The organism is Mesorhizobium sp. B2-3-6, assembly GCF_006442305.1.
Classification (GTDB): Bacteria; Pseudomonadota; Alphaproteobacteria; order Rhizobiales; family Rhizobiaceae; genus Mesorhizobium.
Map to the genome: position 1 here is coordinate 382,843 of NZ_VFVW01000001.1, position 23,546 is coordinate 406,388.

Sequence of the window (23,546 nt, forward strand, 5' to 3'; positions counted from 1 at the left end):
AGCCGTTTCGTCACCGTCGTTCAGAACTTCACGCCCAGATCGACCTTCGCGCCCTGGTCGACCGTGCCACTGCCGAACTGGCCGGTATAGGACAGGCCGAGCGTCGCATTGGCCGACATGTTGAGATCGAGGCCGGCCTCGATCACCGCGGCATCCCTGGCGATCGGCACGCCGGCGATGGTGAATTGATCGCGGCCGGCGAAGGCGAAAGCGGAGGTCGGCGTGACATCGCCGAAGGCGTGACGCCAGCCGAGCATGCCGCGAGCGGTGGCATCGATGCCGCCAAGCGCGAAGTCGGTCGCCCCGCGAAGGCCGAGCGTGGTGAAGGTGGCGTCGTTGTTTGTGCTGGCGCTGGTCAACGCCGCGGCACCACCCGTTTCGGTGAAGCCGTCGGTGTGCACGCTGACATAGGCGAGGTTGGCGAAGGGTTCGAAATGGAAGCCGCTGGCATCAGCCTTGTAAGCGAGTTCGCCGAACACTTGCGCGGTGCCGGCGTCGTAGTCCGCCGACAGTTGATCGGCAAAGCCGTTGAAAGTAGCCGAGCGCCTGGTCGAGATGCTGCTCCAGCTATAGGCTGCACCGCTGCGGAAGGCGATGGCGCCCCAGTTCGTGCCGCCATAGAGACCGAGATGGTAGCTGTCGCTCTTGCCTGACGAATCGCGGTCGTCGGCATCGAAGGAGGAATGGCCGTAGCCGCCGAGCACGCCGACACGCCAGCCGCCGACCAAAGTGTCGGCGCCGGCCAGCAGGCCGCCGGTCGAGCGATCGAAGGCGGCGGCATTGCCGTCGCTGTCGGTGTTGCTCCACGAACCGAACACCTGGCCCCAGACGGCGAAGCGGTCGGTATCGGCCGCCACCATTTCCGGTCCACCTTCGCCATAGGCCATGACCGGCAGCGCCGCCGCGCCGCCATCGCCAAAGGCAGCAGCAATGCGATTGCTGGCCACGTCGCGGACGAAGCGGCTGTCTTCAAGCAGCATGCTCTTGGCCGAGGCGTGGATTTCCCCGGAAAGCTGGTCGAAGGCGTCCTGGGCGGCTGCTTCGCTCGGCAAAGCAAATATCGCATCGAACAGCGGATTGCCGCTGCCAAGACTTTCGGCACCACCGCCGGTGGCGATCTGGTTTGGCGTCAGGCCGACCTCGGCGAAGGATTTTGCCTGCGTCGCGTCGAGATAGACATGCGTCGGGTCGTAACTCGCGAAAAGGCCGGTGAACGGGCCTAGGCCGCTGAGCGTGTAGGTGCCGGTGACGCCCATGTCTGCCTGCAGCACGGTGTAATGCGTGCCCGCCACGTAAGGTGCTGCGTCGGTCTTGATCACGTCGAGGACCGCACCGGCGGCGATCGTCGCCGTGCCCGTCGCGTGGATGAGATCGGACTGGCCGGTCGAGGTCAGCTCGACCTGATAGATCGAGCCCGCCGCCTGGTCGAGATTGCCCGCGACGTTGAGCGTGCCGATCGAATTGCCGGGTGCGATGATGCCGCCCGACCGCGCCATGACACCGCCCACCGTGCCGTTGCCGCCCAGCGTGCCACCGAAGATCGTCACCAGCGAATTGGCCAGCGAACCATTTACGGCCAGCCGCCCGCCATCCACATTGGTGGCACCGGTGAAGCCGCTCGAATCGGCGGTAAGGTTCGTCGCGCCGGCGATCTGGTTGATCGTGCCTGCGCCACCGATCGCCGACGCGAAGGCGTAGTTCGTATCGGTGTGGTTGAAGTTGATCGCACCCGCGCCCGGCCCGAACTGGACGCTCGCCGCATTGAGCGTGCCCGCGGCCGCCGCTGGCGATCCGCTCGCCGCACCGATGTTGAGCGTGCCGACGGAGCCCGCCATGGCGGCGATGTTGACCACGCCGCCGCTCGACACCGCGCCGCCATTGGCAATCGTCAGCGTGCCTGTTCCACTAACGCCGACATCGAGATCTCCGCTGCTGGCCCATGTCGAGCCGGCGCCGTCGACCGCTACCGTGCCGACCGAACCTGCGGCGTAGCCAACCAAGCCCAAGCCATTGCTGACCACGCCGCCTTTCGAAACCGTCACCGTGCCCGTGCCAAAGCCTCCGACATAGAGGTCCCCGCTGTTCGTCCACTTCGATCCCGCGCCGTCAACCGCCGCCATGCCGGTCGAACCGGCAACGTAGCCGATATAGCCCCAGCCATTGCTGACCGTGCCGCTGTTCGAGATCGTCAGAGTACCCGTGCTGAAACCGCCTACGAACAGGTCCGAGCTGTTGTTCCAGGCCGAACCCCCGCCGTCGACCGTCACCGTGCCGGTCGAGCCAGAGAATGCGCCCACATAGCCTGTGGTATCGCTAACCTTGCCGCCGTTCGAGATATTCAGCGTGCCGGTACCCTGATCGCCGACGAACAGGTTGGAACTGTTTGTCCAGGTCGATCCCCCGCCGTCGACGGTCACTGTGCCGGCGGAACCCGAACCGAAACCAACGAAGCCCAGGCCACTGTTGACCGCGCCGCCGTTGAGGATGTTCAGTTCGCCCGTGCCGGCGAAACCGACGAAAAGGGCTACGCTGGCCCAGGTCGAGCCTGCACCCTCGACCGTCGCCGTGCCGGTGGAGCCCGCAACATTTGCCAAAATGCCGTTCTGATTGCTGACCGTGCCCTTGTTCGAAACCGTCAGCGTACCTGTGCCCTGATCGCCAACGATCAGGTCCGAACTGTTTGTCCAGGTCGAGCCGGCACCGTCGACGAATACGATGCCGGTCGAGCCCGCCTTCGCGCCAACAGTTGCCCAACTGTTGCTGACCGCGCCGCCTTGCGTGATCTGCAGAGCGCCCTTGCCGAAATCGCCGACGATCAGCGACCCGCTGTTTGTCCAGGTTGAGTCGACGACTATCACGATGCCGGTCGAGCCCGCCGACTTGCCAACATAGGCCTTGTTATTGCTGACAGCGCCGCCGTTGCTGATCGCTAGCGTGCCGGTGCCGAAATCGCCGACAGCCAGGTCGGAACTGTTAGTCCAGGTCGAGCCGGCATTTTCGATGAACACGCTGCCGGTCGAGCCGGCATTCGCGCCAATAGTCCCCCCATTGGAGCTGACGTCGCCGCCATGGCTGATCGCCAGAATGCCGGTGCCGAAATCGCCGACACTCAGCGATCCGCTGTTTGTCCAGGTCGAGTTGTCGACGAACACCTTGCCGGTCGAACCCGCGGAGGCGCCAATATAACCTGAAGTATTGCTGACCTTTCCGCTGTTCGAGACCATCAACGTACCTGTCCCGTCGACGCCGACGGACAAGTTCCCGCTGTTGAGCCAGGTTGAGCCGATGCCATCGACCATCACCTTACCGGCTGAATCGGTGCTGTAGCCCACCATGGCATCAGCATTGCTAACCACACCGCCGTTGGTGATTATCAACGCGCCGTCGCCATCATGGCCGACATAGAGCGTTCCATTGTTTGTCCAGGTGGCATCATCGATCGTCGCCGAGCCGATCGAATCTGAATATTGGCCAATATAGGCGCTGTCGCTGATGACGTTGCCGCCGTTGGAAACCGTTACCGCACCAACGCCGGAACTGCCGACCGTGAGGCTATCAGTGTTAAGCCACGTTGAGCCGGCGCCATCGATCTTTACGACGCCTTGAACGTTGCTGCCGCCCGCAACAATACCCACAGCATCCGTCACGACACCGCCATTGAGGATATAGAGCGTAGCCAGCCCGAAACTACCAACCACCAAACTGCTGCTGGTCCACGAGGAACCCGCACCTGTTACGGTGACATCAGAAGTGGAGTTATCCCCCCAGGATAAGAATGCTCGGTCGGTCGTCAACGTGCCGTTCGAAATGACAAGGCTGCCGTCCGAAGAAGCTACAAAGCCAAGGTAAATATCGTCGGCAAAAGCGTTGCCAGCGTTGATAACAGTCGGATTCGGTGTCGAATTGCTGATATATACAATATCGGCCGCCGTCGGCACTGACCCAGCGTTCCAGTTTCCGGTGGTAAACCAATCCGTGGAGGTGGTGCCGGTCCAGGCATCGGCCGCCGTCGCGGCGATCGGCTGGCCGAGTCCGACCAGCGCGGTCGACGTCAGCGCCAGATATTTCCATGCGTTAGCCCTGCGGCCACCAAAACCATTCTGCGGCATCCAAACCCCTGACATGTTAGTCATTTCACCCTGAGGCTGACATGTCATTGGAGCTCGGGCTTGTCTTGGGCAGGGCCGCACTGGAATTGGACTGGAGCGAAAAGCCGAGCCTTTTGCGCGCACTGTGGCAGTTCTGCGCCACGATCGCGCAGGTGCCGCTCCACCGGCCTCTCAAAGAGAGAATCGGACGCCGCGCCAGGGCCGGCCACAGAAAATGCCGCAACCCTATCTGGCGCTGGTCGGCGTATAGCCGAAACGGCGACGGAAGCAGCGATTGAAATACGATACATCGCTGAACCCGCTCGTCATCGCGATATCGCTGACCCGCATGTCGCTGTGTCTCTGAGAGAGCATCCTATGGGCGCTCTGCAACCGCAGTTCGAGAACGCGCTCGGAGAAGCTCACTCCGGTTTCCTGAAGGAGATCATGGACGTAGCGCGCCGACAGGCCGAGCTGTTGCGCGACACCTTGGGCGGAGATGCCAGGATCGGCAAAATCCTCGGCAATCGTTGCCAGGATCGCCTCCAGCCTGGCGGCGCGCAGGCCGCGAAGGCCGACCAATTCGGCAGCCCGGCCTTTCGCCCCGGTCACCAGGCCGATCAGGTCCACGATCGTGTCCGTCGCATGGGTTATGAGATCGGCCGAGGCGAGCGGGCTGCCGCTTTCAAGAAGCTGGCAATAGCGCTTGAGAAGATCGAGGGCTTCGTTGTCGGCGCCGATCTTCAACCCCAGCCGGTCGTCGATCTGCGGGAAGGCGCGCATGAGGACCGCGCGTGGGACCACCACATTGGTCCAGATATTGCTGTCGGCACCGGTCATTTTCAGCGCCTCCGAGGCCGTGACGAGGACCGCTTCTCCCCGACCGACGGCATATTCGCGGCCGACCTGCACGCCCGACAAGAGGGTGTCGGCCTTGTTGATCAACAGCAAATAGCCGTCATTGTCGTCCTCGGCGATGTTGCTCGCCTTCCTTGTCGCCTGCTTGATCGTTCCGGACATCTGACCGAGAACCAGTGAACCGACAGCCGTGGCTTCGATCGAGGCCTCGAAGGGCAGGTTTTCCGATATGCCGTATTCCACCGACCAGATTTCCGCGACGTGGATGTCCTGCCACAGGGAAAATCGCTCGCGTTCGCCAAGATGCGGCGGCAACTGAGCCGATGAAAACACCGTCTTTCGCGACAATGGAAAACCTCGATAAAGTATCCGTGCTTAAAAAATACCGATCGCCATACTTTCAATCGGCAGAATAACCGGCAACAGTGGCGGCTGGCGTCAAGCAATCGAGTTGAATCCTAATCGAGATCGGCCAGGAGTGGCGTCATCCAAAAGTATGACGCCACAAAATTCTCCGAGGCGAGATCGCAGTGTGTCTGGAGGCGTGGTGGAGAGGCTGAGCAGCGAAGTCCTTGGTTCCATTATCGGCGATATCTACGATTGCGTTTTGAACCCGGAAGGCTGGGCCGGGGTCATGACTCGGATCACGACGGCCATGGACGCGGCCTATACAACCATCGCGCTCGCCAGCACCGCCGACAATCATGGCCGCTTCGCCGCTCAATCGCCCTGGGATCCCGTGCAAATGCGCGTGCTCCAGGACTATGACTTTGATGCAATTCCCGGTCTGAAGACGGCGGTCATCGGCGACGTCGACACGCCCGTCGCGACGCTGTCGCTGATGAGCGAAGCCGAACTCGGGCAGACGGCATTTTTTCAGAATTGGGCCAAACCGCAGGGATTGCGCGAAGCCTGCATCACCAAATTCGTCCACACATCGGACCGGATCGGGCTCATGGGTTGCACCACATGGGCCGACAGGGGGATCATATCAGCCGAGGACCAACATTTCCTGGCGTTGCTCTCGCCGCATCTGCGCCGTGCTTCCCTGATCGGAGACCTGCTCGACCAGGCTCGCGTTACCGCCAGCCTTTACCGCCAGGCGCTCGACAATCTCGCAGTGCCTGTCGTGCTTGCCGGCGCCAACGGGGCCATCCTCCATGCCAATGGCGCTGCCGAACGGATGTTGTCGGCGCAAGGTCCGATTCTTTCCAGGAACGGCCTGCTCCAGGCGCAGAATCCGGCGGTCGCCCGCGCCCTGCTGGAAGCGATCGCCAGCGCCGCGAACGCAGATGCTTCGCTTGGCGCCCGGGGCATAGGACTGCCGGTCTCGGCCCCAGGCCGGCCGGCCGCTGTCGCCTATGTGCTGCCGCTGACCGAAGGAACCGCGCGCGCGGCTTTCCGGCCGGCATGCGCGGCTGTCTTCATATCGACCACAACGTCGGCTTCTCCTCTCCCGGAGGCCGTCCTGACCACGCTGTTCGACCTTACGCCCGCGGAGGCGCGGGTCCTGCTGCGGATCGGCAGCGGATTGTCGGCGTCGAAGAGCGCTTTGTCGCTCGGCATCGGCGAAAACACCTTGAAGACACACCTCAATCGTATCTTCGCCAAAACCGGGACGAGACGCCAAGCCGACCTCGTCAAGCTCGTCTCGGACATAGGCACGCCCCTGGCAGCGCATTGAGGCTGAAGGCGTAGTCCGCAGCGCGAGATCGGCTCACCGCCTCCAGAGCGGCTCCGGCGCGAAGCGCTCGCTCGCCGGGATCGCGCCTGGCCGCCCCCCTCTGGCCTGCCGGCCATCTCCCCCTCAAGGGGGGGAGATTACTCGCTTCCACCGCTCAGATCAGCTTCTCCAGCGTGATCGGCAAGTCGCGCACCCTTTTCCCCGTCGCGTGGAACACCGCGTTGGCGATCGCCGGCGCCACGCCGACGATGGGCAGTTCGCCGACGCCCTTGCCGCCGAGCACAGAGGAGTGCGGGTCGGGGATGCCGACCGAAATCACCTCGATGTCGGGAATGTCGGCATTGGTCGGCACCAGATAGTCGGCGAGGTTGTTGTTGACGATGCGGCCGTGGCGGCGGTCGATGATGCCTTCTTCCAGCAACGCCTGGCCGATGCCCATGATGATGCCGCCCTTCCACTGGCTTTCCGCCAGCTTCGGATTGTAGAGCCGTCCCGAATCCAGCGCCGACACGACGCGCGAGACCCGCACGGTGCCGAAATCCTCGTCGACCCGGACCTCGATGAAATGCGCGCACCAGGAGTGGCGGGAATAGTCGCCTTCGGTGTGCGGCAGCGCCATGGCGATGGTGGTGTAGTTCCTGTAGCGGTCCTCGGCACTCGAATTGGCCGGCATGGTATCGCCTGTCGCCTCGATGCGATCGCGGCCGACGCTTTTGAGGAGCTCGGCGATCGACACATCGGGGCCGTCGCCACGCGGTGCGGTGATGCGGCCATTGGCGACGACCAGCGTGTTGGCCTGCAGCGCATGGAAGGGCGAGCGCGGGTCGCTGATCGCCAACCCGACCAACTGGTCGAGCGCCGAGGTCGCGGCCTTGTAGACGGCACCGGTCATGACGCCGGCCAGGCGCGAGCCGCCTGCGACGCCGGCGCGGGGAAAGCGGGAATCGCCCAGCTTCACCACGACGTCGTCGGCCGGCACGCCCACCGTCTCGGCCGCCGTCTGCGCCAGGATGGTGTAGGTGCCCTGGCCCATGTCGATCGAGGAGCTTTCGACCTCCACCGAGCCGTCGGCCAGGATGCGCACGATCGCCTCGCCATAGGCGCGCCGCACCGGATAGGTACCGGCGGCTACGCCCCAGCCGATCAGCTGGTTGCCGTCGCGCATCGAACGCGGCTCCGGTGAGCGCCTGGCCCAGCCGAAGCGCTCGGCGCCCGTGGCAAAAGCCTCGCGCAACTGCCTGGTGGACCAGGCTTTTTTCACTTCCGGGTCCTGCTCGGCATAGTTCCGCAGCCGGATCTCCAGCGGGTCGATGCCAACCTCATAGGCGAGCTCGTCGATGGCGCTTTCGATGCCGAAGGCCGAAGGGTTCTCGCCCGGCGCGCGCATGGCGCCCGGCACCACGGAATTCACCCGCACGACGTTCTGCCGGGACGAAAAGTTCGGCGTCGCGTACATTATCGAGGTAACCGAGGCCAATGGCTCCACCCACATGCCATCGATCGACGTTTCATTGACGCCGCGATGCACGATCGACTGGATTTTTCCTTCCGCATCCGCGCCGAGCGCCACCGTCTGGCGCGTCGCGGCGCGGCCGCCATAGCCGGTGAAGGTCTGCGGGCGCGTCATCACCAGGCGCACCGGCCGGCCGAGCATTTTGGCTGCACTCGCGGCAACCGCGCCGTGGCCGAGCGCCAGCGCCTTGGAGCCGAAGCCGCCGCCAATATAGGGCGAGACCAGCCGCACATTCTCGAACGGCACATCGAACCACTCGGCATAGGTGCGCGCCATGCCATCGAGCCATTGGCTCGGCTCCCACACGGTGAGCCGGTCGCCCTCCCAGCGGGCGATCAGGCCGTGCGGCTCCATCGGCGCCTGGTATTCGCGCGGCGTGTTGTAGGCGGCGCAGATCCGGACCGGGGCGGACGCAAAGGCAGCCTGCGCGTCGCCCCATTCCTTGGTCATGGCCTCGATCGGAATGCCGTCGCCGGCTTTGGCATCGTTGAGGTCGACGATGGCCGGCGTCTCGTCATAGTCGACCTTGACCAGGGCCGCTGCCGCAACCGCCTGCTCGAAGGTTTCCGCGACCACGGCGGCGACATGCTGGCCCGAAAAGCTGATGTCGCGCGCCAGCGGGCAATAAGGCTTGTCGGGCGGGGGCGTGCCGAACCAGTCCGACGCGGTTTTCAGGGCCATGATGGTGTCCGGCGTCAGCACTTGCAGCACGCCGGGCGCCGCCTCAGCCTGCGCCGTATCGATGGCGCGCACCTTGCCGGACGCGATCGTGCTGTCGACCAGCACGGCATAGGCCAAGTCTTCGAGCTGCTGTTCGACGGCGTATTTGGCCGCGCCGGTGATCTTGGCCGGGCCGTCGACGCGCGACAGCCGGCCTCCGACGGCTTGTGCCAGCACGCCGTCGGAGGCGTCGCCATGTCTTGCGATGTGAACGGTCATGCCGCTTCTCCCAGTTTGAGGATCGCTCTGGCCACGACGCGCGGCGCGAGCTCGATCTTGTAGTGGTTGGCGCCATGGTCGACGGCGCCCTCGACGGCGAGCAGGCTGGCCGCGCGGACAGCCTCAGGCTCCAGCACCTTGCCTTTCAGCGCCTCTTCCACGGCGCGCGCCCGCCAGGGCTTCGTGGCAACGCCGCCGAGCGCGACGCGCAGGTCGCGGACGGTGCGCCCGTCGGCCTCGAGTTCGAGGCCGACGGCGGCACTGGCGGCGGCGAACTCGTAAGACTGCCGGTCGCGGACCTTCACGTAGCTCGAGCGGCGGGCGGCGGCGGATCCCGGGATTTCGATGGCGGTGATCATCTCGCCCGGTTCGATCGCGTGTTCCTTCTGAGGCGTGGTGCCGGGCAGCAGGAAAAAGTCGTCGACCAAGACGCGGCGTTCTCCGAGATGGACCACCGCATCGAAGGCGACCAGCGCGGTGGCGAGATCGCCGGGATACGTGGCGATGCAGGCCTCGCTGGTGCCGAGCACCGCATGGCCCCTGGTGACGCCGCCGATCGCCGAACAGCCGCTGCCGGGCTCGCGCTTGTTGCAGGCGGCAAAATTCGAGGGATCGCGGAAATAGGGGCAGCGTGTGCGCTGCATCAGATTGCCGCCGACGGTCGCCATGTTGCGGAGCTGCGCCGAAGCCGCCTGCCACAGCGCCTCCGAGACGGCGGGAAAGCCGCCCTTGATGCCGGCGTGGTCGGCGACATGGCTCATCCTGGCGAGCGCGCCGATGACGGCGCCGCGCTCGTCGATCTCGATGATATCGAGCCCCTTGAGATGGCTGATGTCGACCAGGCTATCGGGCTCGGCGACGCCGCATTTGGCGAGGTCGATCAGCGTCGTGCCGCCGGCCAGCAGCATGGCGCCGGGCAGGGCGGCCGCTTGGCGTGCGGCGTCGACCGAGGCGGCGCGAAGATAGGAAAAATCCCTCATGACGCGGCCTCCAGCGCTGCCTGGCGCACGGCGGCGATGATGTGCGGATAGGCGCCGCAGCGGCAGAGATTGCCGGCCATGTATTCGCGGATCTCGTCATCGGAGCCGGCATGGCCTTCGCGGATGCAGGCGACCGCCGACATGATCTGGCCAGATGTGCAATAGCCGCACTGGAAGGCGTCCTGATCGAGGAAGGCAGCCTGCACGGGATGCAGTTCGCCCTCCCGTGCAAGCCCCTCTATGGTGGTGACGGTGCGGCCTTCGGCCTGTGCCGCCAGCGTCAGGCAAGCCAGCACGCGCTCGCCGTCGACATGCACCGTGCAGGCGCCGCACTGACCGTGGTCGCAGCCCTTCTTGGTGCCTGTCAGGCCGAGGCGGTCGCGCAAGGCGTCGAGCAGCGTGACGCGCGGTTCGAGGTCCAGCGTATGCGGCTGGCCGTTGATATCGAGATGGACGGGGATTGTGGTGTTCGTCATGGGCGTCTGGCTCCAGTTGCTTGACGCTGAGGGAAATGAAGTGGTGTCGGGGCGGGGAAGGGCAAGGCCAATCGAGGAGGCGGAGCGGCCGAGACAGCGATCTCCCTCGCAAGAGGTGAGATTGGCAGCTTTGCGGTCACGGTCACTCTCCAGCGGAAATCGGCTTTGGCTTGCAAGCTTTCAGCACGTGACATACCGGTTCCCCTGATTATATGATAAAGGTGCTCCACTAAAGCGGAGGCGCCTCCGTTTATTACGTGGGGGCTGACCCGATGGGGTTCAAGCCCCATATTTCGACAGTGGAGAAAAAATTGGCCGCAGAGCCGTCCGCCATCCCCGACCAGAAGACCGCAGAGGCCAAGCCGTTGCGCGCCGACGCGCAGCGCAACCGCGACCGGCTGGCCGAGGTGGCGGCCTCGGTCTTCGCCGAGCGCGGGATCGATGCCTCGCTGGAGGAGATCGCGCGCCGCGCGGGCGTCGGCATCGGCACGCTCTACCGCCATTTCCCGACGCGCGAGCACCTGGTCGAGGTGGTCTACCGGCGCGAGGTGGAAGGGCTGTGCGCGGCCGCCGACGAACTGGCGACAAAGCATCCGTCCGACGTCGCGCTGGAAGAATGGATGCGGCGCTTCGTCGACTATATCGCCACCAAGCGAGGGCTTGCGACCAGCCTGCGCATCCTGTTGACGGCGAATGCCAATCTCTATTCCGACACGTCGGGTCGGGTCTCGGCGGCGTTGCGGCAATTGGTCGAGGCGGCGGTGGCCGACGGCACCATCCGTGGCGATGTCGACGCGTCCGACGTGCTGCACGCGCTGGGCGGCATCTATTCGGCGCCCGACACCCCGGATTGGCGCGATCGCTCGCGCCGGCTGGTCCGGCTGCTGATGGACGGATTGCGGTTCGGCGCCGCCAAGGCTAGGTGAGGGCGACTGGAGACTGGCCTGCGGCTAGCGGGCACGTCCGCGATTTGGGGGCATCTATGTATGTGGGCCGTTCCTACAAGGTGATGGATTTCGCGCTCTGGTCGCGGCGCAGCGTCATCTACATGGTGGTGGTGAGCGGACTGGCGGTGGCCGCCTACCGTTTTCCCGGACTTGCCGGGTTCTCGGTGCCGTGGTCTGTCGTGCTGGTGCTCGGCACCACGGTGTCACTGGTGGCCGGCTTCAAGAATTCGCAGGTGTTTACCCGCAGCGGTGAAGCGCTGCAGGCGTTTGCGCAAATCACGGCCAGCAGCCGGTTGTGGTCCAATTTCTGCAGGGACTTCACCGACGCCCCGACAGCGAAGCAACTCATCTATCGCCACATCGCCTGGATGACGGCGCTGCGTTTCGCGCTGCGGCGGCCGATGCCATGGGAATCCATGGCGCGGGCCGCCAATATCGAATACCGGCGGCGTTACCATGTCCAGGAGGATACGGGCTCGATTGCCGACGAATTGCGGCCGTTGCTGGCCGAGCAGACCGAGGGCGTCCTGAAATCGCCCCGCCCGGCGATCGCCTTGCTCGAAATGCAATCGGTGCAGGTCAACGGCTTGTTCAAGGATGCCAAGATTCCTCCGCAGATCTATGGCGAACTGACAAAACTCATCCGCGACTTCCACGACCAGCAGGCGCGCTGCGACCGCATCAAGAACAATCCCTATCCCCGCCAATACGCCATCGTCAGTTCCATGTTCGTCATGATCTTCTGCACGCTGTTGCCGTTCGGCGTCGTTCCGGTCTTCGCCGAGATGGGCAAATTCGGCGGCGCGCTGGGCTCGATCGCGATCTGGCTGACGATCCCGTTCAGCACGCTGCTGGGCTGGGCATACATGTCGCTCGACCAGGTCGGCGAGAGCAGCGCCAACCCTTTCGAGGGCAACGCCAACGATGTGCCGATCTCGCAGATCTGCCGCGATATAGAGATCGAAATGCGGACCGGGCTCGGCGAGATCGACCTTCCCGCGCCATTGCTGCCTGTCAACGACATCGCGACGTAAGGCCAGTGCCTTACGGCGATAAGCGCGAACCGCCCGGGCGTCATTGGCGATGTGTTTCGCCCCGGGCGGCGCGTCGGCGCCGCCGTCGAAGCGTCAGGTCTTTTCGGGCGTGCACCAGGGGCAGCCCTTGGCGGGTTGCGACGGCTCGTCGCCGCGCCGTGTCGGCTCCGCCTCGATCGGCTCCCGTGTGTCGGGACCGTGCGTCTCACTCGTCCGTGTCATGGTTCTTCTCCTTGATGGGTTGCATCGGCGATTCAAACTGGTTTGCGCAATGCTCTGTTTTTGCAGAGTTTTCTCCAAGCGCTTTGCTTTCTTCCGGCCCGCCTGCCTGTTGGAAATCACGCGCAGCCAAGGCGCCAGATGGAAGGCGCTCATCAGCAGGTACATGGCCGGCATGCCGGTGAGCGGCGAAGAGGTGCCCATGCACAGCATCGCCGCATCGCCGCCGAAGATGCCGGCCAGCAGCGCCATCAGGGCGAAGGTCGGCGCGGCGGCGAGGCCCAGCCAGTCGGCGATGCCGAGGCGGGCCGCGTCCTGATCGGGACCGGGGCGGGCGCCTGTATGGAGGTCGCTCATGTCTTTCTCCTCGGTTGCGCATTGGCGCCACCCCGGAAAGCTGCAGCGGTTCTGGGAAAGCTGCCGCCTTGCGAAGAGCGTCCGGCCGCGCTTGCGTGGAGCCGGCGCTCTAGCCAGGCTCTACTGGGCGTCCTTGTTGCGGAACGCCGCCTCGCCGGCAGCAGACACTTCGTCCCATTTCCTGTCCGGCGCGGTGTCGGCGTCGTAGTTGTCGCTCCAGTTCCACCATTTGTAGGTCGGGGTCTGCGGATAGCCTTCGGGCGAGTCCTCCCAGACCTCCTGGCGGCCGAGCGGCGTGGCATCAAGGTAACTCCAGACGGTGCCCATCGCCTCGTCGCCGCGGTTGTTGATCAGATAGGTGCGGAAGATGCGGTCCTTGTCGCGGATGAAGATGTTGTGGCCGTGCCATTCGTCGACGCCGAAGTCTTTGTCGAAGCTGTCGGTGATGGTGTACCAGGGCATTGCCCAGCCCATCCGCTTCTTCAGCCGCGCAATGTCGGCCTGCGGCGCGCGCGAAGCGTAGGCCAGCGTGGTGTCGCGGGCGTTGAGATGGGCGAGGTTAGAGACCTGGTCGGCGCCCAGCGAGCAGCCGCGGCAGGCGTGATCGGGCCAGCCATACACACCGGGCTCGAAGAAGGCGCGGTAGACGATCAACTGGCGGCGGCCCTCGAACAGGTCAAGCAGGCTCGCCTTTCCGTTGGGTCCTTCGAACGTGTAGTCCTTCTCGACGGCCATCCACGGCATGCGGCGGCGCTCGGCGGCCAACGCATCCTTGGCGCGGAGCGTCGCCTTCTCCTTTACGAGCAACTGCTGGCGCGCCGCCTCCCATGCTTGCTGGGAAACGATCGGCGGTGTGTGCATTTGCTTGGTCATGGCTTTTGCCTCGCTGTTCCGGTTTGATGTGACGGGACTGACATAGCGCCGGACAGCGGGATGGTGAGAGTTACAAGTATGGCGGGATTCGCCGTGGCGGGATTTTGATGGATTCGCTGATCACGGCCGCGGGGCTGTTGCTGGCGGCGGGTGATCCGCTCGGCGCGCTCGACCGCGTGGCGTTGCGCGAGGACGCGCCGGCGCTGGCGCTGCGCGGCATCGCCATGGCGCAGCTCGGCGATCTCGACCGGGCCAGGGCTCTGCTGCGGCGGGCGGGGCGCACCTTCGGGCCGAGGGAAGCGGTGGCGCGCGCCAGATGCGTCATCGCCGAAGCCGAGATCGCGCTGGTTTCGCGCGACCTCGGCTGGCCGGCCAAGGCGCTCGACGCGGCGCGGGCGACGCTGGAAAAGCAAGGCGACCGGCTGAACGCCGCGCATGCGCGGCACCTGGAAGTGCGATTCCTGTTGCTGATCGGCCGTCTCGACGAGGCCGAGCAGGTGCTGGCCGGGCTCGATGCGACGCCGTTTCCGCCGGCTTCGCGGGCCGCGCACGAGCTGGTCGTCGCCGGCATCGCCATGCGGCGCCTCAGGACGAAGACCGCGCGCGCGGCACTCGAGCGGGCCCGCCACGCCGCATGGCGGGCCGGCATTCCCGGACTGATGGCCGAGGTCGACAGCGCGTTCCGGGTGCTGGCAACGCCGGCGGCGCGGCTGATCGCGAACGGCCAGGAGCATCCGCTGCTGCTCGAGGAAGTCGAGACCTTGCAGGCATCGGAAGCGCTGGTGGTCGACGGTCTTCGTTATGCCGTGCGCAGACAGGAGGCGCGGGCCTCTCTGGCGACGCGCCCGGTGCTGTTTGCGCTGGCGCGCGCGTTGGCCGAGGCCTGGCCCGGCGACATGCCGCGTGCGGCGCTCATCGCCAGGGCCTTCGGCGGCAGGCACGCCGATGAATCGCATCGCGCCCGGCTGCGGGTCGAGATCGGCCGGCTGCGCGCCGAGCTGCGCGGGCTGGCCGACATCCAGGCGACGAAGCGCGGTTTTTCGCTGGCGCCGAAACGGGGCGGCGAAGTGGTGGTGCTGGCGCGGCCTCTCGAGGAGCGGCATGCGGCAGTGCTCGCCTTCCTCGCCGACGGCGAAGCCTGGTCGAGCTCGGCACTGGCGCTGGCGCTCGCATCCAGCCAGCGCAGCGTGCAGCGCGCGCTGGAGCAGCTTGCCGAGACCGGCAAGGTGCAATGGTTCGGCCGCGGCCGGGCGCGCCGCTGGATGACGCCGCCGGTGGCGGGTTTCACGACCACCTTGTTACTCCCGGCGCCCTTGCCGAACGGCTAGGAATGGATCATTCGATCAAAGGCGAGGATGAAGGACATGAAACATGCAGCGGCCGAGATCCTGCGCGAATACGGCCCCTTTGCGGGCGTGGACAGCGTGCATGGCGTGAGCTTCGACGGGCAGAACGTCTGGTTTGCCTCGGGCAAGGGGCTCACCGCCTTCGACCCTGAGAGCGGGCAGGCGGTGCGCTCGATCGATGTCGCCGCGCATGCCGGGACGGCCTATGACGGCCAGTACCTCTACCAGCTCGCCAAGGACCGGATCCAGAAGATCGATCCCGGCACCGGCGCGGTGCTGTCCACCATTCCGGCGCCCGGCGGTGGCGGCGATTCCGGCCTCACCTGGGCCGAGGGCACGTTGTGGGTGGGGCAGAACCGCCAGCGCAAGATCCACCAGATCGATCCCGAGACCGGGGCGGTCCTGCGCACCATCGAATCCAACCGCTTCGTCACCGGCGTGACCTGGGTCGATGGCGAGCTGTGGCACGGCACCTGGGAAGGCGACCAGAGCGACGTGCGGCGCGTCGACCCGAAGACCGGAGACGTGCTGGAACGGCTCGACATGCCGCCCGGCAAGGGCGTGTCGGGGCTCGAATCCGACGGCGGCGACCGCTTCTTCTGCGGCGGCGGCCCGGGCGGCGTGGTGAGGACCGTGCGCCGACCGAAATGAGGGCTGATCTTTGCGGTGAGCTCACGTGCCGACGCCTGCGGACAAGCGACAAGAGCATCGTCTGTGTCGATCACAGATTCGGCAATTTGTCCGCCGCCGGCTGGCCGTTGCCCGATGCCGGGCCTAGATAGGCTGGACCATCTTCGCAGAGGACCAGACCATGCCTGAACAGATTTCGTTGAACGACGGCTCGACCATTCCCCGGCTCGGCCTTGGCGTGTGGCAAGTCGATCCCGCTATCACCGCCAAGGTGGTGGGCTGGGGGATCAAGGCCGGCTACAGGCTGATCGACACCGCCGAAGGCTACCAGAACGAGAAGGGCGTCGGGGAGGCGATCCGGAGCGCGGGCGTGCCGAGAGGCGAGCTGTTCATCACCTCGAAGCTGCGCAACGGCGCGCACCAGCGCGATGCCGCATTGCGCGCCTTCGAGGATACGATGGACAAGCTCGGTATCGAACAGATCGACCTGTTCCTCATCCACTGGCCGGTGCCCAGCCAGGACAAATATGTCGAGGCCTGGCAGACATTGATCGAGCTGCAGAAAGCCGGCCGGATCAAATCGGTCGGCGTGTCGAATTTCAACCGGGATCACCTGGAGCGCATCATCGGCGAAACCGGCGTCACGCCAGCCGTCAACCAGATCGAGCTGCATCCGCGTTTCCAGCAGCGCGAGATCAGGGAGTTCCATGCCCGGCACAACATCCACACCGAAAGCTGGAGCCCCCTCGGTAGCGGCAGGCTGCTCGGCGACCCGACCATAGCAGGCATCGCCGCAAAGCACGGCAAGTCCGCGGCGCAGACGATGATCCGCTGGCACCTCCAGGAAGGGCTGATCGTCATCCCGAAATCGGTCCACCAGGACCGCATATCGGCCAATTTCGACGTCTTCGATTTCGAACTGGACGCGCAGGACCTGAAGGCCATCCGCGGCATGGATTCAGCCGATGGCCGCGTCGGGCCGAACCCTGCGACGGCGGCGTTCTTGTTTTGAGGCCACCAACGTTTTTACTCTACGGCGCCCCCCTCTGTCCTGCCGGACATCTCCCCCACAAGGGGGGAGATTGGCAGCTTTGGCTCCGGCGCTACATTCTTCAACGTTGAAGATTGGCGAAAGCATTCGCGACAGCCGATCTCCCCCCTTGTGGGGGAGATGCCCGGCAGGGCAGAGGGGGGCTGTCCCGCCGGCGTCTCAGGAGATCAGCAGCTTCAGTGCCTCAAATCCCCGAGCCGTCGAGCTGCTGGGCGTCGTCGCCTTCCCAGGGCGAGGGCATGGAGGCGCGGGCGAGGTTGGCCGAGGGCATCGGCATCCAGCATTTCAGCTCGGGCTCGGCATATTCGACGATGCGGCCGGGCGAGGAGTCCGACGCGCGCCAGCCTTCTTCGCCGAACTGGTCGCCATCCGACCAATAGGCGAGGTCGACTTCCGCCGGCCCCTGCTCGGACGGCCGGACCGTGACGAGGATCCGGCTGCCGTCCTTGGGCGCGCTTGACATGTGGCGCCAGCGGTCGGGCTCATCCATCGCTCATCCTCCTCGGGATCCATTGCCATGCTTCGAGAGGGATAGTCGCCTCGCGTCCGGAAGCGGTCAACCCGGACTTTTCGCAAAACCGGTCCTTGCGGTCGCGACCTCATTGTCGGATTCGATCGGCGCTATCCGTCCTTGTCGTGCATGCCGCAACAAGGAGCGAGGCGATGGCGAGTGACAAGGTCGGGGCCGAAACCGCACGGGGCGGACGCGGAGATGAAACTGTTCTTCAGCCGCAACCCCAATCCGCGCCTGGGAGTCGCGGTGGCCCGTCACCTCGGGGCGAAGGTCGCGTTCGAATTCGCTTCGCCCATGGCGCCGGGGCAGGCGGAGCGGTTCCGTCCGCTCAATCCCAATCTTTCCCTGCCCTTGCTGGCCTGGCCTGGAGGGAGCCTCTGGGAAGCGGACGCCATAGCCTGCCGGCTTTCGCGCGACATGGGTTCGGATTTCTGGCGCGCGGGCGACGACGAACCCGAGATGATCCGTTGGCTGAGCTGGGGCAAGGAAGAGTTCGTCAGGGCCTGTGACATCGTGCATTTCGAGCGCGGCACCAAGCAGCGCTATGGCATCGGTCCGATCGACGCGGAAAAGGTCGCGGAGGGACTGGAACAGTTCCACAGGACAGCGCTGATCCTCGAGGCGGCACTTGGCCGGCGGCCATGGCTGGCCGGGACTTCGGTCTCCTATGCCGATTTCCGCATGGCGACGTTCCTACCCTTCAACGACGCCGCCCGCTTGCCGCTCGGCGACTATCCCCAAATCGAGCGCTGGTATCGCCGGCTCGAAGAGATCGAGGCCTGGCGCGATCCGTTCCAGGGGCTGGACGCGCCCGCATTGGCACCGGTCCCCGGACGGTGATGCCCGCGTGAGACGACGCGGGAGCGGTCGACCAGGCTTCAGGGCTTGAATCGCGATTCCGCTTCAACTGCTTGTTTTCACGTCCATCCGAAAACGATTGCGCGCTTGTCATGCGATCGTTCAGCCCGCCGGATGTTCGCATCAGGCAGGCAGCATTTCGCACAACTGTGCGCAACGCCCAACCGGCGGCCATCGGCGCTCGACGCTTTGCAATCGGGTTGATAAGTCCCTCTGCGAAGGAGCGGCTGAGTCTGATATGACCGTTGCGATCGAGATGGGACAGACGACCGCCGGCGCGCCGGCGGCGCTGGATCTTGAGGAACTGCTGGCGACCCGCCTTCTGGTGCAGGGCAATTCGGGCTCCGGCAAGTCGCATCTCCTGCGCCGGCTGCTCGAGCAGAGCGCGCCCTGGGTGCAGCAGACCATCATCGACCCCGAAGGCGACTTCGTGTCGCTGGGCGAGCGCTACGGCCACCTGGTGATCGACGCCGAGGAGCATACCGAGCGCGGGTTGCAGAGCGCCGGCGAGCGGGCGCGCATCCACCGCGTATCCACTGTGCTCAACCTCGAAGGGCTCGACGCCGAGAACCAGATGCGGCGGGCGGCGGCCTTCCTCGGCGGACTGTTCGAGGTCGCGCGCGACCATTGGTACCCGATGCTGGTGGTGGTGGACGAGGCGCAGCTGTTCGCGCCGGCGGTGGCCGGCGAGGTCTCCGACGAGGCACGCAAACTCTCGCTCGGCGCCATGACCAATCTGATGTGCCGCGGCCGCAAGCGCGGGCTGGCCGGCATCATCGCCACGCAGCGCCTGGCCAAGCTCGCCAAGAATGTCGCGGCGGAAGCCTCCAATTTCCTGATGGGGCGCACCTTCCTCGACATCGACATGGCGCGCGCGGCCGATCTGCTTGGCATGGAGCGGCGGCAGGCGGAGGCCTTTCGCGACCTGGAACGCGGACACTTCATGGCGCTGGGCCCGGCGCTGTCGCGCCGTCCGCTCGGCCTGCGCATCGGGCCGACGGATACGAGCCCGCGCAACGGTACGCCGCGGCTGATGCCGTTGCCGGAAGCGGCGTTGGAGGATGCCCGCGCGATCATCCTGGCGGCACCGCCGCCGGAGGCCGTGCGGCCGCAGCGGCGGGTGACATCGCCGGACCTGCTCAACCAGCTGATGGCGGCGAAGTCCGCGGCGCTGGAGATCCGCCCCGAACCGGCCGAGCCGGCGCCCAGCGCCGAGGACCTGGCGGAGCGGCGCGAGCGGATGGACCGCATCCTGCGCGCCATATTGGCCGAGCCCGACGCGGGCTTCCGCGTCATCGGCGTGCTCTACCAGGAGTTCGTGGTGCGCTGCCGCATCGAGGGGCTGGCGTCGGTCGTGCCCGATCTGCAGGAGTTCCGCCGCATGCTGACGCGAGCCCGCGCCGGCGTGGGTTCCGATATGGCCGAGGACGATGCGTGGCGCGACGTCTCCGTGCGCGCCTCGCTGCTGCCCGAGGACATGCAGGGCGTGTTCATGATGGTCGCCCGCGCGGCAAAGGAAGGCTGGCCCTGCCCGAGCGACGCCGCGATCGCCCGCGCCTATGGCTCGCACTCCATGCGCCGCGCCCGGCGCCTGCTCACCTATATCGAAGAGCAGGGCCTGATCGTGTGCCAGCTCGACGGTACCGGCCGGCGCACCGTCACGCTGGTGGAACTCGCCTGGGCGACGGCGCCGGGCGACCCAAATGCGGCGCCGGGCGACCGCAACGCGGCGCCGGGCGATCCCAATACCGAGGAGACGAAGCAGGGCAGCCTGGCGCTGTGATCAATGCATGCGCGCGGCACGGTTGCGGTTTTCCACTGGAACATAACGAGAACATGTGATACTCTATCGCATCGGTGAGTCTTGCGCGGTACGGTCGAGGGCGATGGGAAAAGTTTCACAGATTCGCGGGTCGAAATTGCCTGCCGTCTTGCGCTCGGTGGCTGATGCATTGCGAGTGGCGCGCGCGGAGCTGTCGAAGGCTCGCCTGCTGGCGCGCGCATGGTGCGAGACGATCGATGAATGCGACCGCGAAACCTATGCGGTTTCGCTGACCCGGCGCGCGCTGGAGGCCTTGTCGGCGGCCCTCGGCATTTCCCCGGCGATCTGCCCCTCGCTCGCCTTCGATACGGAGGCGCTGGACGAGCCGGCTTCCGCGCTTGCGCACAGCATCGGGGAGACCGCCGCGCGGCTGCCGATCCTCGAAGCGCTGCATCTCGTCACCAGCCTCTATCCGGTCCTGCTGCCGACCAGGGAGCGCGGTGAGCGCGGTGCCTTCTACACGCCGCCGGCGCTGGTCAATCGCCTGCTCGACCAGGCCGAGGAAGAGGGCCTGGACTGGCGCAGCGCACGGGTTCTCGATCCCGCCGCCGGCGGTGGGACGTTTCTGTTTCATGCCGCGCACCGCATGATCGCCGCGCTCGGCGATTGCGAGCCAGCCTTCGCGCTCAGCCATGTCGGCACCAGGCTTGCCGGTTTCGAGCTCGATCCCCTCGCGGCGCGGCTGGCGCAAGGCGCCCTGGAGATCGCGCTCGCCGATATCGCGACCAGGGCCGGGCGCGCCGCCCCCGCCATCGTGACGGCCTGCAACACGCTTGAAGCCGATCCGGAACCCGTCTTCGATCTCGTCGTCGGCAATCCGCCCTATGGGCGGGTCTCGCTGCCGTCGCGATTGCGCGAGCGCTATGCGCGCGGCCTCTACGGGCACGCCAATCTCTACGGCGTTTTCACCGACGCCGCGCTGCGCTGGACCAAGCCTGGCGGCCTCATCGCCTTCCTGACGCCGACAAGCTTTCTCGGCGGCCAATACTACTCGGCGCTGCGCAGCCTTCTGGCCAACGAGGCGCCGCCCGTCGCGATCGACTTCGTGCATGCGCGGCGCGGCGTTTTCGAGGACGTGCTGCAGGAGACGCTGCTTGCCGTCTATGTCAACGGCGCGCAGCCGCGGCGCGCGCAGATCCACTACGTGACCGTCGCCTCCGAGACCGAGGCCGGGATTGCCCGCAACGGCACGATAGGCTTGCCATCCGACCGCGCCATGCCTTGGCTTGCGCCGCGCACGCCGGAGCACAGCCGGCTCATCGCCCGGGCCGAGACGATGACGCATCGCCTCGTCGACTGGGGCTATGGGGTTTCGACCGGCCCGCTGGTCTGGAACCGCTTCAAGGGTCAATTGCGCGATCGCGCCGGCGGCAAGGGGGTGCATCCGTTGATCTGGGCCGAAGCCGTGACCTCCGACGGCCAGTTCGCCTATCGCGCGCGCAAGAAGAACCACGCCCCTTACTTCAAGCTGGAGGCCGGCGATGGCTGGCTGCTTGTCGAGGAGCCCTGCATCCTCGTCCAGCGCACCACCGCCAAGGAACAGGCCCGCCGCCTGATCGCCGCCGAACTTCGCCAGGAATTCATCGATGCGCATGGCGGCGTCGTCGTCGAAAACCATCTCAACATGGTCCGCGCGACCGGCAGCACGAAGGTGCCGGCGGCGGTCGTGGCGGCGCTATTGAACAGCCGTGTCGTCGACGATCTTTTCCGCTGCATCAGCGGCAGCGTCGCCGTTTCCGCCTTCGAGCTCGAAGCGCTGCCGCTGCCGCCGCCCAGGAGCATCCAGGCATTGGAAAGGCTGGTCACCGCCGGTGCACCGCGCGACAGGATCGAGGCGGAATGCAGCCGCCTCTACGGTGAGCCTGCATGACGGCACGGCCGCCCTATGCGACGCGCGATCTTGTCGCCGGGCGCCTGCCGCTGATCTTTCCGGAAGGCACGCCGAACCGCATCTATTGCATCCGCGAACTTGCCGCCAGCACCGTGTTCGCCGCTCTCTACATCGGCGCCGTCGAGGGTTCGGGGCGATTCCTGGGCCCTGTCCATGTTTATCGCATGACCCGCGAGCAGGCGGCGCTGGCGGACGATGCAGATCGGGATGCCTACGCCGCAACCGTCCTGCGCAAGAACGGCGCCGTCGCGGGATCACGCTGGTACGCGGACAATACGCGCGAGCCCATCCGCGACGAGACGCTGCGGGACGGGCTGGTGGCGATCGGCTCGGTGCTGCGTCGCGAGGATCTGCCGACGACTTCAGGCCAGCCCCGCTATGCGCTGAGGGCGGCATTTGCAGCCCTGTTCGACCCGGCGCTGGAAGGCGAGGCGCTGGAAACCGCCATCGCGGACTTCCAGGAAACGCATCTCAGCAAGGGCGCGCTGGCCCGCGTGACCATCATGCGCGCCGGCGCTGTCGCCAACACCGCCGGCATCCGCGTCACGTTTCCGAACGGCGACACCAGGCTTTTGGCGCCGGGACCGAGTTCGGTCATCGCGCAAGCCGTCATCGAGGTGTTCGCCAAACGGTTTCTCGCCGCCCCTGCCATGTTGTGGCTGAGCGAGAGCGGCAACAAGGTGGTCCTGCGCGACGACGCCATCGCCAGTGCGATCGGCCTCAAGATCGAGGCCGACAGGAACTTGCCCGACATCATCCTCGCCGATCTCGGCCGCAAGGAGCCGTTGATCCTGTTCGTGGAAGTGGTGGCGACCGATGGCGCGATCACGGATCGCCGGCGCGATGCCCTCCATGCTGTCACGGACGCGGCCGGTTTCGACCGAAAACAGATCGCGTTCCTGACCGCCTATCAGGATCGCCAGTCCGCCGGCTTCAAGAAGACCGTCGCGCAGCTTGCCTGGGGCTCGTTCGCCTGGTTCGTCTCCGAACCCGGCCAACTCCTCGTGCTTCATGACGGCGCGGCCGACGGGCGTCCATTCGGCAGCTTGCCTTGGACAGTGATGTAATAACGCTTCCCCAGCGTCACTAGGACAGCCGGTCGATACACGGATTATCCGGTGTTGCGCTCCGTTGGCGGCCTAGCCTGCTATGTTTAATGTTGGAGTTATTGTATAGGAATAAGGTCTGGCGAATAGCACTTCGTTTGTTGGGAACGAGTAGCATTTCGTTTGATGGCGAGGGGAGCGCCAAACGATGAAGTTCAACTTCGATGGACCTCCAGTGGATGAATCCGAGGCTGACATCCCGCTCGCCTGCCAGCGCCAATTGTTGCCTCTCGTGGGCGAAATCGTCGAGGCGGCTGTCGCGGCCGGCTGGGACAAGGATGATGTGCTTCTGGCTTTTGTGGAACTCGCGTGGGATCTTTACGAAAAAGGTCGCGGGGACCCGCAATAGACGGCCGTGAA

At 65.7% G+C, this 23,546-nt stretch carries 18 protein-coding genes and 1 pseudogene; 11 read left to right on the top strand and 8 right to left on the bottom strand.

All coding sequences use genetic code 11. The annotated features are described in order from the left end of the window. Positions 1-20 precede the first annotated feature (20 nt). Positions 21-4,157 carry an autotransporter domain-containing protein gene (locus FJ953_RS01855; protein ID WP_348641801.1) on the bottom strand — a complete coding sequence of 1,379 codons (4,137 nt, stop codon included), beginning with the start codon at positions 4,155-4,157 and terminating at the stop codon, positions 21-23. Positions 4,158-4,334: 177 nt separating this feature from the next. Beyond that, positions 4,335-5,294: an AraC family transcriptional regulator gene (locus FJ953_RS01860; protein WP_140622939.1), complete on the bottom strand. Its 960-nt coding sequence runs from the start codon at positions 5,292-5,294 to the stop codon at positions 4,335-4,337. 286 nt (positions 5,295-5,580) lie between these two features. On the opposite strand from FJ953_RS01860, the gene FJ953_RS01865 reads away from it, so the two are divergent. Then, positions 5,581-6,630 carry a helix-turn-helix transcriptional regulator gene (locus FJ953_RS01865; RefSeq protein ID WP_246674686.1) on the top strand — a complete coding sequence of 350 codons (1,050 nt, stop codon included), beginning with the start codon at positions 5,581-5,583 and terminating at the stop codon, positions 6,628-6,630. Between the two features lie 154 nt (positions 6,631-6,784). Here the strand turns inward: FJ953_RS01865 and FJ953_RS01870 are convergent, their stop codons facing one another. Genes FJ953_RS01870 through FJ953_RS01880 form a run of 3 tightly spaced genes read right to left on the bottom strand, consistent with a single transcriptional unit; the run spans position 6,785 to position 10,538 of the window. Next, positions 6,785-9,082, bottom strand: coding sequence for a xanthine dehydrogenase family protein molybdopterin-binding subunit (locus FJ953_RS01870; RefSeq protein WP_140622943.1), 2,298 nt, complete (start codon positions 9,080-9,082; stop codon positions 6,785-6,787). Continuing rightward, positions 9,079-10,062 (bottom strand): xanthine dehydrogenase family protein subunit M, encoded by a 984-nt coding sequence (locus FJ953_RS01875; protein ID WP_140622944.1) that lies wholly within the window; start codon positions 10,060-10,062, stop codon positions 9,079-9,081. Before FJ953_RS01875 ends, FJ953_RS01870 begins: the two co-directional genes overlap by 4 nt. Beyond that, entirely contained in the window at positions 10,059-10,538 is a 480-nt protein-coding gene (locus FJ953_RS01880) for a (2Fe-2S)-binding protein (RefSeq protein ID WP_140516079.1), read from the bottom strand. Before FJ953_RS01880 ends, FJ953_RS01875 begins: the two co-directional genes overlap by 4 nt. Before the next feature lie 311 nt (positions 10,539-10,849). Between FJ953_RS01880 and FJ953_RS01885 the strand changes: the two genes are divergently transcribed. Together FJ953_RS01885 and FJ953_RS01890 are read left to right on the top strand one after the other, a co-directional pair. Then, positions 10,850-11,464: a TetR/AcrR family transcriptional regulator gene (locus FJ953_RS01885; RefSeq protein WP_140622946.1), complete on the top strand. Its 615-nt coding sequence runs from the start codon at positions 10,850-10,852 to the stop codon at positions 11,462-11,464. A gap of 56 nt (positions 11,465-11,520) precedes the next feature. After that, positions 11,521-12,519, top strand: a complete 999-nt coding sequence (locus FJ953_RS01890) for a bestrophin family ion channel (RefSeq protein WP_140622948.1) — start codon at positions 11,521-11,523, stop codon at positions 12,517-12,519. A gap of 321 nt (positions 12,520-12,840) precedes the next feature. On the opposite strand, the pseudogene FJ953_RS01895 reads toward FJ953_RS01890, so the two are convergent. Next, a pseudogene (locus tag FJ953_RS01895) lies at positions 12,841-13,095 on the bottom strand (hypothetical protein); the annotation flags it as partial. A gap of 120 nt (positions 13,096-13,215) precedes the next feature. Next, on the bottom strand, positions 13,216-13,968 hold the full coding sequence (locus FJ953_RS01900) for a DUF899 domain-containing protein (protein ID WP_140516075.1): 753 nt from the start codon (positions 13,966-13,968) through the stop codon (positions 13,216-13,218). Between the two features lie 107 nt (positions 13,969-14,075). On the opposite strand from FJ953_RS01900, the gene FJ953_RS01905 reads away from it, so the two are divergent. The 3 genes from FJ953_RS01905 to FJ953_RS01915 all read left to right on the top strand — a co-directional run bounded on the left by FJ953_RS01905 (position 14,076) and on the right by FJ953_RS01915 (position 16,956). Further along, positions 14,076-15,296 (top strand): helix-turn-helix domain-containing protein, encoded by a 1,221-nt coding sequence (locus tag FJ953_RS01905; protein WP_140622950.1) that lies wholly within the window; start codon positions 14,076-14,078, stop codon positions 15,294-15,296. Positions 15,297-15,332: 36 nt separating this feature from the next. Next, entirely contained in the window at positions 15,333-15,965 is a 633-nt protein-coding gene (locus tag FJ953_RS01910; protein ID WP_140622952.1) for a PQQ-binding-like beta-propeller repeat protein, read from the top strand. 160 nt (positions 15,966-16,125) lie between these two features. Then, complete coding sequence (locus tag FJ953_RS01915; protein ID WP_140622954.1) at positions 16,126-16,956, top strand: aldo/keto reductase; 831 nt, start codon at positions 16,126-16,128, stop codon at positions 16,954-16,956. A 223-nt stretch (positions 16,957-17,179) separates the two neighbouring features. On the opposite strand, the gene FJ953_RS01920 is transcribed toward FJ953_RS01915, so the two are convergent. Beyond that, entirely contained in the window at positions 17,180-17,485 is a 306-nt protein-coding gene (locus FJ953_RS01920) for a hypothetical protein (protein WP_140500102.1), read from the bottom strand. Positions 17,486-17,707: 222 nt separating this feature from the next. Here FJ953_RS01920 and FJ953_RS01925 point away from each other — a divergent pair, with 222 nt between their 5' ends. From FJ953_RS01925 to FJ953_RS01945, 5 genes are all read left to right on the top strand, one after another. Next, positions 17,708-18,349: a glutathione S-transferase family protein gene (locus tag FJ953_RS01925; RefSeq protein ID WP_140622956.1), complete on the top strand. Its 642-nt coding sequence runs from the start codon at positions 17,708-17,710 to the stop codon at positions 18,347-18,349. Positions 18,350-18,605: 256 nt separating this feature from the next. Beyond that, positions 18,606-20,150 carry an ATP-binding protein gene (locus FJ953_RS01930; RefSeq protein ID WP_246674690.1) on the top strand — a complete coding sequence of 515 codons (1,545 nt, stop codon included), beginning with the start codon at positions 18,606-18,608 and terminating at the stop codon, positions 20,148-20,150. Positions 20,151-20,286: 136 nt separating this feature from the next. Next, entirely contained in the window at positions 20,287-22,059 is a 1,773-nt protein-coding gene (locus FJ953_RS01935) for an N-6 DNA methylase (protein ID WP_224655997.1), read from the top strand. Beyond that, positions 22,056-23,147 carry a BsuBI/PstI family type II restriction endonuclease gene (locus tag FJ953_RS01940; protein WP_140622960.1) on the top strand — a complete coding sequence of 364 codons (1,092 nt, stop codon included), beginning with the start codon at positions 22,056-22,058 and terminating at the stop codon, positions 23,145-23,147. The genes FJ953_RS01935 and FJ953_RS01940 overlap by 4 nt, the downstream gene beginning before the upstream one ends. A gap of 187 nt (positions 23,148-23,334) precedes the next feature. Further along, positions 23,335-23,535 carry a hypothetical protein gene (locus tag FJ953_RS01945; RefSeq protein ID WP_140500096.1) on the top strand — a complete coding sequence of 67 codons (201 nt, stop codon included), beginning with the start codon at positions 23,335-23,337 and terminating at the stop codon, positions 23,533-23,535. Positions 23,536-23,546: the final 11 nt, after the last annotated feature.

Bases quoted from the DNA above. Each gene is read 5' to 3' on its own strand.
- FJ953_RS01855 (WP_348641801.1), bottom strand. From the start codon at position 4,157: ATGACATGTCAGCCTCAGGGTGAAATGACTAACATGTCAGGGGTTTGG.
- FJ953_RS01865 (WP_246674686.1), top strand. From the start codon at position 5,581: ATGACTCGGATCACGACGGCCATGGACGCGGCCTATACAACCATCGCG.
- FJ953_RS01870 (WP_140622943.1), bottom strand. From the start codon at position 9,082: ATGACCGTTCACATCGCAAGACATGGCGACGCCTCCGACGGCGTGCTG.
- FJ953_RS01875 (WP_140622944.1), bottom strand. From the start codon at position 10,062: ATGAGGGATTTTTCCTATCTTCGCGCCGCCTCGGTCGACGCCGCACGC.
- FJ953_RS01880 (WP_140516079.1), bottom strand. From the start codon at position 10,538: ATGACGAACACCACAATCCCCGTCCATCTCGATATCAACGGCCAGCCG.
- FJ953_RS01890 (WP_140622948.1), top strand. From the start codon at position 11,521: ATGTATGTGGGCCGTTCCTACAAGGTGATGGATTTCGCGCTCTGGTCG.
- FJ953_RS01900 (WP_140516075.1), bottom strand. From the start codon at position 13,968: ATGACCAAGCAAATGCACACACCGCCGATCGTTTCCCAGCAAGCATGG.
- FJ953_RS01905 (WP_140622950.1), top strand. From the start codon at position 14,076: ATGGATTCGCTGATCACGGCCGCGGGGCTGTTGCTGGCGGCGGGTGAT.
- FJ953_RS01910 (WP_140622952.1), top strand. From the start codon at position 15,333: ATGAAACATGCAGCGGCCGAGATCCTGCGCGAATACGGCCCCTTTGCG.
- FJ953_RS01915 (WP_140622954.1), top strand. From the start codon at position 16,126: ATGCCTGAACAGATTTCGTTGAACGACGGCTCGACCATTCCCCGGCTC.
- FJ953_RS01920 (WP_140500102.1), bottom strand. From the start codon at position 17,485: ATGGATGAGCCCGACCGCTGGCGCCACATGTCAAGCGCGCCCAAGGAC.
- FJ953_RS01925 (WP_140622956.1), top strand. From the start codon at position 17,708: ATGAAACTGTTCTTCAGCCGCAACCCCAATCCGCGCCTGGGAGTCGCG.
- FJ953_RS01930 (WP_246674690.1), top strand. From the start codon at position 18,606: ATGACCGTTGCGATCGAGATGGGACAGACGACCGCCGGCGCGCCGGCG.
- FJ953_RS01940 (WP_140622960.1), top strand. From the start codon at position 22,056: ATGACGGCACGGCCGCCCTATGCGACGCGCGATCTTGTCGCCGGGCGC.
- FJ953_RS01945 (WP_140500096.1), top strand. From the start codon at position 23,335: ATGAAGTTCAACTTCGATGGACCTCCAGTGGATGAATCCGAGGCTGAC.